This window comes from Hymenobacter latericoloratus (genome assembly GCF_014199535.1).
Classification (GTDB): domain Bacteria; phylum Bacteroidota; class Bacteroidia; order Cytophagales; family Hymenobacteraceae; genus Hymenobacter; species Hymenobacter latericoloratus.
Map to the genome: position 1 here is coordinate 1,296,984 of NZ_JACHNV010000001.1, position 11,946 is coordinate 1,308,929.

Annotated in this window: 9 protein-coding genes, 1 tRNA gene and 1 rRNA gene; 7 read left to right on the plus strand and 4 right to left on the minus strand. The window is 52.8% G+C overall.

Going from position 1 to position 11,946, the window contains the following annotated elements:
• Positions 1 to 72: 72 nt before the first annotated feature.
• Together GGU46_RS05605 and lpxB are read left to right on the plus strand one after the other, a co-directional pair.
• On the plus strand, positions 73 to 492 hold the full coding sequence (locus tag GGU46_RS05605; RefSeq protein ID WP_183402528.1) for a 6-pyruvoyl trahydropterin synthase family protein: 420 nt from the start codon (positions 73 to 75) through the stop codon (positions 490 to 492).
• Between the two features lie 111 nt (positions 493 to 603).
• Positions 604 to 1,713, plus strand: a complete 1,110-nt coding sequence (gene lpxB, locus GGU46_RS05610) for a lipid-A-disaccharide synthase (RefSeq protein ID WP_183402529.1) — start codon at positions 604 to 606, stop codon at positions 1,711 to 1,713.
• Between the two features lie 561 nt (positions 1,714 to 2,274).
• Here lpxB and clpX read toward each other — a convergent pair.
• The 4 genes from clpX to GGU46_RS05630 all read right to left on the minus strand — a co-directional run bounded on the left by clpX (position 2,275) and on the right by GGU46_RS05630 (position 6,100).
• The gene (gene clpX, locus GGU46_RS05615) at positions 2,275 to 3,498 is read right to left on the minus strand and encodes an ATP-dependent Clp protease ATP-binding subunit ClpX (protein ID WP_139920308.1); all 1,224 of its coding nucleotides are present in this window, start codon (positions 3,496 to 3,498) and stop codon (positions 2,275 to 2,277) included.
• 247 nt (positions 3,499 to 3,745) lie between these two features.
• A complete protein-coding gene (locus GGU46_RS05620; protein WP_262890922.1) occupies positions 3,746 to 4,453 on the minus strand; it encodes a ClpP family protease in 708 nt (235 codons plus the stop codon).
• A gap of 112 nt (positions 4,454 to 4,565) precedes the next feature.
• Positions 4,566 to 5,894, minus strand: coding sequence for a trigger factor (tig, locus tag GGU46_RS05625; protein ID WP_183402530.1), 1,329 nt, complete (start codon positions 5,892 to 5,894; stop codon positions 4,566 to 4,568).
• A gap of 124 nt (positions 5,895 to 6,018) precedes the next feature.
• Positions 6,019 to 6,100: transfer RNA gene (locus GGU46_RS05630), tRNA-Leu, on the minus strand.
• Between the two features lie 321 nt (positions 6,101 to 6,421).
• Here GGU46_RS05630 and GGU46_RS05635 point away from each other — a divergent pair.
• From GGU46_RS05635 to GGU46_RS05655, 5 genes are all read left to right on the plus strand, one after another.
• The gene (locus tag GGU46_RS05635) at positions 6,422 to 8,629 is read left to right on the plus strand and encodes a RelA/SpoT family protein (protein ID WP_183402531.1); all 2,208 of its coding nucleotides are present in this window, start codon (positions 6,422 to 6,424) and stop codon (positions 8,627 to 8,629) included.
• Between the two features lie 164 nt (positions 8,630 to 8,793).
• A complete protein-coding gene (locus GGU46_RS05640; protein WP_139920316.1) occupies positions 8,794 to 9,285 on the plus strand; it encodes a Fur family transcriptional regulator in 492 nt (163 codons plus the stop codon).
• The gene (locus tag GGU46_RS05645; protein WP_139920318.1) at positions 9,282 to 9,629 is read left to right on the plus strand and encodes an STAS domain-containing protein; all 348 of its coding nucleotides are present in this window, start codon (positions 9,282 to 9,284) and stop codon (positions 9,627 to 9,629) included. The genes GGU46_RS05640 and GGU46_RS05645 overlap by 4 nt, the downstream gene beginning before the upstream one ends.
• Positions 9,629 to 10,900, plus strand: a complete 1,272-nt coding sequence (locus GGU46_RS05650; protein ID WP_183402532.1) for an adenylosuccinate synthase — start codon at positions 9,629 to 9,631, stop codon at positions 10,898 to 10,900. The genes GGU46_RS05645 and GGU46_RS05650 overlap by 1 nt, the downstream gene beginning before the upstream one ends.
• A 956-nt stretch (positions 10,901 to 11,856) precedes the next feature.
• Positions 11,857 to 11,946: ribosomal RNA gene (locus GGU46_RS05655) — 16S ribosomal RNA — on the plus strand; the annotation flags it as partial.

The window sequence follows — 11,946 nt, forward strand, 5'->3', positions numbered from 1 at the left end:
GCGTATGGGGTAGTACCTCGGCCGCTCTATCAGCCAAATCCTCAACTTCCTACGACAGCAACACCCGAACGAATGGTATACATCAGCCGACAGGAGCACTTCAATGCGGCCCACAAGCTCTACAACCCCAGCTGGAGCGAGGAACGCAACCGCGAAGTCTTCGGCCCCTGCGCCAATGCCAACTGGCATGGCCACAACTACGACCTTATTGTAACCGTGAAAGGCAAGCCCGAGCCCGAAACCGGTTTTGTCATCGACCTCAAGCAGCTCAGCACGGTAATTCGCACCCATATTGTAGATCAGGTTGACCATAAAAACCTCAACCTCGATGTGCCTTTCATGGAAGGGCAGCTGGCCAGTACCGAAAACCTGGTAATGGCTTTCTGGAAAATTCTGCAGCCCGAAATCGAGCGGATTTCTTCGGCCCGGCTGCACAGCATCAAGCTCTACGAAACCCCGCGCAACTTCGTGGAATACTTCGGGGAGGAATAATTAATAATTAAGAATTAGTAATTAAGAATTGCTACTTGGGCTTTCAGTGCTCAGGGTGCTATGTTCTAATTGCTACTAATTCTTAATTACTAATTCTTAATTGTTAATTGAATGAAATACTACCTGATAGCTGGCGAGCGGTCCGGCGACTTCCACGCGGCCAACCTCATGCGCGAGTTGCGCCAGCAGGACCCCCAGGCGGAGTTTCGTTGCTGGGGCGGCGACATGATGCAGGCGGCCGGCGGCGAGTTGGTGCACCACTACCAGGAAATGGCCATTATGGGCTTCTGGGAAGCGGCCACCAGCATCCTGAAGTTCCGGGGCTACCTGAAAGAATGTCAGCGCGACCTGCTGGCCTACCAGCCCGACGTAGTAATTCTGGTTGATTACGCCGGCTTCAACATGCGGATTGCAAAGTTCGCCAAAGCCAACGGCCTGAAAGTATTCTACTATATCTCGCCCAAAATCTGGGCCTGGAACCAGAGCCGCGTACACAAAGTGAAGGCGCTGGTTGATAAGATGTTTGTGATTCTGCCTTTCGAGGAGGAGTTCTACCAGCGCTTCGATTATAAAGTAGATTACATCGGCAACCCTACCGCCGACGCCGTAGCAGAACACCAGAAGTCCGAGGATTTCTACGAGCGGAATGAACTGGACCCTCTGCGCCCCATTATTGCGGTGTTGCCCGGCTCGCGCAAGCAGGAAATCGAGGAAATGCTCTACGAAATGGTGGCCATCCTGCCGCCTTTCCTCGACTACCAGTTCATCGTAGCCGGCGTCGATAACCTCGACCGGAACTACTACGCCCACTTCGAGCGCAACAACGTCCGCATCCTCTTCGATCAGACCTACGACCTGCTGGCCCACGCCACCGCCGCCCTCGTCACCAGCGGCACCGCTACTCTCGAAACGGCCTTGTTCGACGTACCGCAGGTAGTGTGCTACCGCACCAGCGCCGTATCCTACTCCATTGGCAAGGCGGTAATCAAGGTGCCGCACATTTCCCTGGTCAACCTCATTGCCGGCAAAGAGGTAGTAAAAGAGCTTATTCAAGGCGAATTCAACGCCCGTAACCTCGTCACCGAGCTAAAGAAAATAACCGCCGACGAAGACTTCATTGCCCAGCAAAAAGCTGGCTACGCCGCAATTCGCGCGAAGCTAGGCCAACAGCGAGCCGCCGAAAAAGCTGCAAAGCTGATGGTGGGGTATTTGAAGGGGTAGAATTAATGTAATATGTAAATGATATTTATGCGAAGATCTATATTTATAGCTGTGTTATTATGTGTAGTATTTGCTTGGTGTAGGGATACCTTCGCACATAAAAATAGATTTATTGATCTTTCGTCAAAGCATTGCTATACTGTAACCAAACTAGATTCTAGTGTTAATCAGATAAACGTATATGGCGAGGAAAATACAAAAGAGCGAGGTGGTGTCTATATCATATGGGCGCAGCGCAATGATTCTATCTACAAAATAGTTTCACATAGATCATTATCGAAATATCACAGATGTATAAAAGTAGGTAGTTGTTATTCTTTTCAACTGAAAAGCTATTCGAATTCAGATATCCTAGGGCCTGCAGAAGAAGGATTTATTATAAATGGAACGCTCGTTATGGCAGATGGTGAGTCGATGTATAATTTATTTTATGATGAAAATTTACGAGACTTATGTTTTCAAAAACGCTCTGAAAAGAAATAGAAGATTTATATAGTAATAACAAAAAAGAGCAAACTATTATAGTTTGCTCTTTTTTGTTATTACTATATAAGGTTGGCTTTACGCCGCGCGCAGCTGCTTTAGCGCCGTCTGCTCAAACTTACTACGGGCGTATTCTTCGTCAATCACCAGTTCCTTCACACCTTCTTCTGAGGGCATATCGAACATGGCGTCCGTCATGATGGCTTCGCAGATGCTGCGGAGGCCGCGGGCACCCAGGCGGTACTCATCGGCTTTCACCACGATATATTCCAGCGCACCGTCGGAGAAGCTCAGCTGAATATTCTCCATATCGAACAGGCGCTGGTACTGCTTCACGATGGAGTTCTTAGGCTCCGTCAGGATTTTGCGCAGGGTAGCATGGTCGAGCGGATTCAAGTGAGTCAGGACGGGTAGGCGGCCGATGAGCTCCGGAATCAAACCGAACTGCTTCAGGTCCTGAGCCGTCACGTAGCGCAGGAAGTTCTGGGTATCAATCTTCTCCTCCAGCTGCGTCTTGGCAAAACCAATCGGCTTGGTGTTGAGGCGGTTCTTGATGATGCGCTCAATGCCCACGAAGGCCCCGCCGCAGATGAACAGAATGTTCTCGGTGTTTACCGTAATCATTTTCTGCTCGGGGTGTTTGCGGCCGCCGTGCGGGGGCACGTTTACCGTAGTGCCTTCCAGCAGCTTCAGCATGGCCTGCTGCACGCCTTCCCCGCTCACGTCGCGCGTAATGCTGGGGTTGTCGCTCTTGCGGGCAATCTTATCAATCTCGTCGATGTACACGATGCCGCGCTCCGCCGCTTCCACGTTGTAGTCGGCGGCTTGCAGCAAGCGGGTCAGGATGCTTTCCACATCCTCGCCTACGTAGCCCGCTTCCGTCAGCACCGTTGCGTCGGCAATGCAGAAAGGAACCTGCAGAATGTTGGCCAGCATGCGGGTCAGAAAGGTCTTACCCGTGCCCGTTTCGCCTACCATGATGATGTTGGATTTCTCAATCACCACGTCATCCTTCTGCGGCTTCTGCATCAGACGCTTGTAGTGGTTGTACACCGCCACCGACATTACCTTCTTGGCTTCGTCCTGGCCGACCACGTACTGGTCGAGGTACTCCTTCATCTCGCGCGGCTTCACGAGGTTGAACTTCGGGGCCTTGGAATTGGCCCGAATCTTATTCTCCTCGTTCAGGATTTGTTGGGCCTGTCCCACGCACCGTTCGCAGATGTGGGCATTAATGCCCGAAATCATCACCGAAACGTCTTTTTTGCTCTTGCCGCAGAAGGAGCACGTAATATCAGCCATTGCCAGAGAAACTCACTAGTAGGAGAGAGGATAGGTAACTTTCGCTAACCTACCTCAAAGGTACGAAAAGGCCAACGCCCCGCAGGCTTAAAAAAGTGCCGTTGGGTTTGGCCCTTACTTAAAAGAAAAAGCCCGCCGAAGCGGGCTTTTTACTGTTATCATTCCGAACAGGGCGAGGAATCTAAGTGATAATCAAGGAGTGATAACACAAATTTCCTACCCCTGCCGGCGCGGCAAACCTAACCGGTTACGCCTTCTTTTTTTCGAGAACCTCGTCAATCAGGCCGTACTCCTTGGCCTCATCGGCCCGCATCCAGTAGTCGCGGTCCGAGTTGTCATGGATTTCCTGATACGACTTGCCGGTGTGCTGCGCCAGAATGTCGTACAGCTCTTTCTTGAGCTTCAGAATCTCACGAGCCGTGATTTCAATATCCGACGACTGGCCTTGCGCGCCACCCGAAGGCTGGTGAATCATGACGCGGGCGTGGGGGAGGGCCGAGCGCTTGTCTTTGGCACCACCAGCCAGCAGTACAGCACCCATGGAAGCCGCCAGACCCGTGCAGATGGTAGCCACGTCAGGGTTCACGTACTGCATGGTATCGTAGATACCCAGACCGGCATACACCGAGCCACCCGGCGAGTTGATGTAGAGCAGAATATCCTTCTTGGCATCTACCGACTCCAGAAACAGCATCTGCGCCGTCAGGATGTTGGCGATGTAATCATCCACAGCCGTGCCCAGGAACACAATACGGTCCATGATCAGGCGCGAGAAAACGTCAATTTCCGCGAAGCGGGTAGGGCGCTCCTCAATTACCGAGCGAGTCATGCCCGTGGGCAGTATCAGGCCGTTGCGGGTCTGGCCCTCCACGTGCTGGATGTATTGATCAACGCCCAGGCCACTGAGGCCCTGGCCTTTCACGGCGAACTTGCGGAACTCTTCTTTATTCAGCATGTCAGAAAATTAGGAGAAGTAAAGTGGCACAACGAAACCGCAAGGGCAACAAAAAAGCCCATACGACAAGTAAGGGCTTTTTTGTTGGTTCTAGAACCAAAAATGTTAGCGCTTAGCCAGCATTTTGATTGCGGAAGTCCTCGGCCGTAATCGGGTTGTCATTAACAACAACTTTGCCGCGCAGGTTTTCCAGCACTTTCTCTGCCAGAATGGCTTCGTACTCGTTCACGTAGTTTTTGCCGTTCTCCTGACGCAGGAAGTTGTCGGCAAAGCCGCGTACCGATTCTTCCAGCTCCGGCGTCATTTCCATGTTGAACTGACCCAGAATCTTCTGCATCGTGCGGTCCACGATTTCCTCGTTCGACACTTTCAGCTCGTTGGCTTCCACTACTTTGTTACGGATCAGGGACCATTTCAGCTCCTTCTCGTAATCCTCGTAGTGTTCCTCAATCTGCTCCGGGGTCAGCTTGCCTTCGTTGGCACGCAGCAACCACTTCTTGAAGAACTCCTTCGGGATTTCAATGCTGGTATTTTCCAGCATTTTGTCGATGATCTGGCGGTTTACCAGGTTGTCAGCTTCCCGGTCGTAGTTTTCCTGTACCGTCGAGCGTACTTTCTCATCGAAATCCTCTTTGGAGGTTACGATGTCTTTGCCGAATACTTTGTCGAACAGTTCCTGGTTGAACTCCGCCGGTACCGAGCGCTGTACTTTGCCTACGGTCAGGGTGTAGTCGCCTTCAATGGCTTCAGCTTCTTCCTTGCTCAACCCCGAGAAGTTACGGATAGCCGTCAGGTCGCCGTCGAATGCGTTTTTCAGGTCGAAGGTGATTTCGTCGTCCACCTTTACGCCCACAAACTTGTCGGCGTCGTTTTTCAGCTTGTTGGTTGGCAGCAACACCACGCGGCCTTCGCCTTCCTCACCGGCTTTCTTCAGCTTGCCCGAAATGTAGTCGCCGGCTTCAGCGGTTTCGGGGTCAGTGGTTTCGCCGAACTGGCGCTCCAACTGCTCGTAGGTTTCTTTCAGCGTATTCTCGTCGAGGTCAACTTTATGACGGTCAACGGTTACGGACTGATCAGCGGGCAGCTCGAACTCGGGCAGCAGGCCCAGCTCAAACTGGAAGGTGTAGTCCTTTTGGTTGTCAAAGTCTACGTCCGTGGGCACGGGCAGGGGCTCACCCAGAATCTTCAGGTCGTTGTCCTTGATGTAGCTATCAACGGCTTTGCCCAGCAAGGCGTTGATTTCATCGACCAAAATGCCTTTGCCGTACATTTTGCGCACCAGCGTTACCGGCACCTTGCCCGGGCGGAACCCTTTGATCTGCGCCTTTTTGCTGTACTCTTTCAGCTTGCTCTCCACGGCGGGAGCGTAGTCAGCCTCCGTAAGAGTTACTGTCAGGATGGCATTCAGCTGGTCGTCTTTCTTGTCGAGGGTAATGTCCAAAACGGGTCGTCGGTTAAGGGTACTACGAGGGGTGTCAATGTCGGGCCAAAACCCGGATAAAAAGAAACCCCCAACGGGTGGGTTGAGGGTTTAAAAGCGGTTTTCTGCTGAAAACCAAAATAAGTGCGGATGGAGGGACTCGAACCCACACGCCTTGCGGCACCAGATCCTAAGTCTGGCACGTCTACCAATTTCGCCACATCCGCATCTCAAGGCCGGCTGCCTCGGGGGCGCAAAACTACACAGGTGAAATTTAAAAACAAGCAGGTTTGTCAAATTAAGCTTAGTAGCGGGGCCTTCATTTTGGGCAAAAGAAGTCTGTAAGCCAGCTAAACCGTGAATTCATCGAAAACCCAGGCAGACAACACCGAATGATGGTATTCTGCACGAACCTGGCCGGAGCTATGTTCTACAGGTGCTACCCCCAGTATAGGTTCATAGTTCGGTGGGGGGGTAGTCAAGCTTCCGCCTCAAGCCGTACCTTAGCAAGCAAGTATTTCGGTGCCGTTAGGCGCCGCCCGCGTACCATGTCTACTGTCATCGACCCCGAAGTAGAGCGCCAGGAAATTCTGCGCCACTACCGCCGCCTGCTCCGCACCGCCAAGCCTTATCTAAAGGAAGGCGATGCAAAACTTATTAAGAAGGCTTTCAATACCTCTCTGGAAGCGCACAAGGAAATGCGCCGCAAGTCCGGGGAGCCCTACATTCTGCACCCGCTGGCCGTGGCCCAGATTGTGGTGGAGGAAATCGGCCTCGGTACCACCAGCATTGTAGCCGCGCTGCTGCACGATGTGGTGGAGGACACGCCCTGGGAAGTGGCCGACGTGGAGCGGGAGTTTGGGCCGAAGGTGGCGCGCATCGTGGATGGCCTCACTAAGATTTCGGGCGTCTTCGACTACGGCACCTCCGAGCAGGCCGAGAACTTCCGCAAAATGTTGCTCACGCTCTCCGACGATGTGCGCGTCATTCTCATCAAGCTCGCTGACCGCCTGCACAACATGCGGACCCTGGACTCGATGCCGCGGCACAAACAGCTGAAGATTGCCTCGGAAACCATTTACCTCTACGCTCCGCTGGCCCACCGCCTGGGCCTCTATACCATCAAAACGGAGCTCGAGGACCTCTACCTCAAGTACACCGATACCGAAATCTATACGGAGCTGGTAAACCGGGTGCGCCAGAGTCGTGCCGCCCGCAACCGCTTTATTAAGGAGTTCGTGCAGCCTATTGATGAGGAGCTGAAGGCCCAGGGGTTTCAGTACGAAGTGAAGGGTAGGCCCAAGAGCATCTATTCTATTCTGCGGAAAATGCGCAAGCAGAACATCACCTTTGATGAGGTGTACGATTTGTTTGCCATCCGCATAATTCTGGACGTGCCGCCGGAACAGGAAAAAGCCGCTTGCTGGCAGGTGTACTCCGTTGTTACCGACTTCTACCAGCCCAACCCCGACCGGCTGCGCGACTGGGTGAGTACCCCGAAAGCCAATGGCTACGAATCGTTGCATACCACGGTTATGTCGCGCACGGGCCAGTGGGTAGAGGTCCAGATCCGCAGCCGCCGCATGGATGACATTGCCGAGAAAGGCTATGCCGCGCACTGGAAGTATAAGGACAGCAGCACCGCCCAGTCAGAGTCCACCCTTGAATCGTGGATTAATAAGGTGCGCGAAATGCTCGAAACCAATAATTCCAGCGCTCTGGAGTTCATGGATGAGTTTCGCCAGAACCTCTTTGTTAAAGAGGTATATGCCTTTACCCCCAAAGGCAAGCTGGTCATTCTGCCCGATAAGGCTACGGCCCTGGACTTTGCCTTCGAAATTCACTCCCATATCGGGCTGCAATGCCTCGGCGCCAAGGTAAACCAGAAGCTGCAGCCCCTAAGCTACCAGCTCCGCAACGGCGACCAGGTTGAAATTCTGACTTCCCAGAAGCAGAAGCCTACCGAGGAGTGGTTGCAGTACGTTACCACCTCCAAGGCTCGCACGCGCATCAAAGACTGGCTACGCGACGATAAACGCAGCAAGGCGGAAGATGGCCGCTTCATTGTAGAGAAGCGGCTGGAGTTGCTGGGGGTAGAGTATTCGCAGGATAACCTGAACCGGCTGCTCGCGCATTTCAACAATAGCAACCCTCTGGATTTTTTCTACCGGGTTGCCATCGGGCAGGTAGATGGTCGCGAGATTCAGAAAAATCTTTTCGATTCTACTGTGGAGGCCCCGCGCCTACCCTCCATGCTGGAACCCAAAGCTTTCGACCACGAGGTGCAGAAAGTTCGGGGGGTAAATGCCAACATGCTGGTAATTGGTGAGCAAACTAACAAGTTCGACTACACCATTGCCCCCTGCTGCAACCCCATCCCCGGCGACGATGTATTTGGCTTTGAAACCGATGAGGGCATCGTAATCCACCGTACTTCTTGCCCGAAAGCGGTACAGATGATGTCGAACTACGGCAACCGCATCGTGCGTGCCAAATGGACCGAACAGCTGGAGCTGGCTTTCCTGGCCGGCATCCGGATCAAAGGTTCCGACAGGGTGGGGCTGGTGAATGATGTAACGCGCATCATCAGCAATAGCCTGAAAGTAAACATGCGCTCCATCACCATCGACTCCAACGACGGCATGTTTGAGGGGCAGATCATGGTATTCGTAAACGACACCGACCACCTGACCAAACTGATTCACCGCCTGTCTAAAGTGAATGGGGTGCTGTTGGTAGAGCGCTTCGACTCGTAAATAGCTCTAAAAAGTTTTCAGATAAACGGAAAGTATAAAACAGTACAAGAGGGAGGTCATGTACGACACTATCCCATTGGTGTCTGTCTTGATTTACTCTCTGTTGAAGACGCAAACTTCTCCCAAAGCTGCCGGTTTCCACTCCTTATAAGTAGAGCATCACCATGTCCGTCACTGAGAAGCATCTGGATAAAGAAAAGTACGAGGAGGTGAAGAAGATTTTCACTGCCTACCTCGAGAATAAAGGCCTGCGCAAAACCTCCGAGCGGTACGCCATTCTGGAGGAAATTTACTCTCGTACGGGGCACTTCGATGTGGAAGAGCTCTATGCTGGTATGAAAGAGCAGGGGCTGCAGGTTAGCCGGGCAACGGTATATAATACCCTTGATCTACTGGTAGAGCATGGCCTGGTCAGCAAGCATCAGTTCGGCCGCAACTTGGCACAATACGAGAAAAGCTACGGCTATCGTCAGCACGACCACGTTATCTGCACCGAATGTCACAAAGTGGTTGAGTTCTGCGACCCCCGCATTCATGGCATCCAGACCATGGTAGGCGAGTTACTCAACTTCCATATCTTGCACCACTCTTTGAACCTTTACGGCGTGTGCGGCGACTGTCGTGCCCAGGCCGCCGCCCGCTCTCTAGCCGAATGAAAACTGATACCGCCGTCCGCGACGGCATTCTCTTTGTGCGCCTCTCCGGCGACCTGATCGGTAGCCCCGACACCCAGCAGCTTCTGCAGAGCGTTGACCAGCATCTTGGCGAAGAACTGCGCCACTGCACCGTCGATTTGTCGAGCATTCGGTACATCAACAGCACAGGTATTGGAGTGCTGGTATCGCTACTCACCAAATTCCGGAGCCGTGGTGGCGAAATGATGTTGATCAATCCCGCCGATCATCCTCGCAAAATGCTGGCCTTAACCAAGCTGAACGCCATATTTTCCATTGCGGACGACGAACAATCGGCCGCCCAACAGTTGAAAGCCGCAAACTAATGCCCGTTGATGTACTAGTAGGATTACAGTGGGGGGATGAAGGCAAAGGCAAGATTGTCGATGTGCTGGCCCCCACCTACGATGTAGTAGCCCGTTTCCAGGGTGGCCCCAATGCTGGCCATACCCTCACGTTCGGCGGTACCAAGCACGTGCTGCACCAAGTTCCATCCGGAATCTTTCACCCCCATATCACTAATGTGGTAGGTAATGGGGTAGTACTGGACCCTGTTGTGTTTCGTCAGGAACTGCAGAAACTCACCGACCGGGGCGTAAATTGGAGCCAGAACCTCTACATCTCGCGCAAAGCTCAGCTTATCCTTCCCTCGCACCGTGCCCTCGACCGTATTAATGAAGAGGCCCGGGGCGGTAGCAAGATCGGTTCCACCCTTAAGGGCATTGGTCCCACGTATCAGGATAAAATAGGCCGCACCGGTCTGCGGGTAGGCGACATTCTTCTCCCCGATTTTCAACAACGTTACCAGGAGGCAGTTGCCCGTCATGCTACCCTCGCCGAATTTCACGGCCGCGGCCTCGATATTGAAGAATTCGAGGCCGATTTCTTTTCAGCCGTGGAGTTCCTGCGCACGCTGCAACTCACCGATACAGAATATCTGCTGAACGAGCTGCTCAAGCAAGGCAAAAGCATCTTGGCGGAAGGCGCCCAAGGCTCCATGCTCGACATCGATTTCGGCACTTATCCCTTTGTTACTTCGTCTAGCACCATTGTAGCGGGCGCTTGCACCGGTCTGGGGATTGCGCCACGGCATATTAATAAGGTGTACGGAATCAGCAAAGCATACTGTACCCGCGTAGGCAGTGGCCCATTTCCCACCGAACTTCATGACGAAGTAGGTGAGCAAATCCGCGCCGCCGGCAGAGAGTTCGGTGCTACCACGGGCCGCCCCCGTCGTTGCGGCTGGATTGATTTGCCTGCCCTACGGTACAGCATAATGCTCAACGGCGTCACAGAAATCCACTTGATGAAGGCTGACGTGCTCGATGAGTTCGATGAAATTCAGGTTTGTACCCACTACCTCCTACCCAACGGAGAGCAAACGGACCACCTGCCAGACCACGGCGACCTACAAAACCTCACACCTGTATATACTAAGGTAGCGGGTTGGCGCACGGAGCTACAAACCATTACGGATCCTCAGGCACTCCCTCAGCAGCTAAAAGACTACGTGCACTTCCTAGAGCAGAAACTAGAGGTTCCCATAAGCATTGTCAGCGTTGGCCCTGATCGGGTAAGCACCCTACACCTTAATTAGGCGTACAACTTACTAATACAAGTCAACAGAAACCGCCTCCTGGGCGGTTTTCTGCATTATATACCAAGGTGTTTGGAGGTAAGATGCCACTTTTGAAAAAAAATATCTACCAATAATGAAATCAAATCAACAAGTAAATAGTTTGCAATCAACAGGATAGCCAGGTGCTGAACGGCAATGTCCAGCGGCCTTCAACGAAAAAAGGCGGGGCTAGGTTTGGAGATATCAGATCAGTCCTGCACTTTTGCACTCCCAAACCGAAACGCGGTAGGGGGCCAGGGTCGGGACGCGGTGCGCCGGCTGGGTCGAATCTGCTGCTTGCTTTCCTCTGCAAACGGGCTGCCCGCGGGGCGCCCGAAAAAAAAGAGGGGGCGGGGCTTGCGAAAGTGAAACGGACGGTGCTAGCTTTGCACCCCGATTCAGCCGGAAGCGGGCTGGGAAGACGAAAAAACTTTCGGGCTTTCCTTGCAGAAGATAAACAAGAGGTGCTACCTTTGCCGCCCGGTTCTGGCTCAGAAACGGGGCCCAGGCCCCGGAGGCACCGAAAAACGAAGAAAAAGTTTTTCGGGGCTAAGCTTGGAAAAAGCAAAACCGGGTGTACCTTTGCAGCCCGCTTCAACCGGAAGCGGCTAGCGCGCTTCGGCAAGCAAAACACTTCGAAAAAAAGTTTTTTGCGCTGAGCTTGCGAAACGAAAAAAGAGTGTTACCTTTGCAACCCGCTTCGAACGGAAGCGCGGAAAGGCTCACGAAACCAGCTGCTTACCCGAAGCGGCACACGGTCAGAAACAGCGGTTTTTGGCACACGTTCTTTGAATGACTGGAAAAGACAAATTGGTAAGGTCTTCGGCTACCTGCGGGTACTGAAGACACGAAGCGTAACATACGAGGTAACTCGTTACTACGAGTCGGATCAGCACTTGACATCAGCTCATCTTTGGGTGAGTGTAGTATTTTATACAATGGAGAGTTTGATCCTGGCTCAGGATGAACGCTAGCGGCAGGCCTAATACATGCAAGTCGAACGGGCGGTAGCAATACCGCTAGTG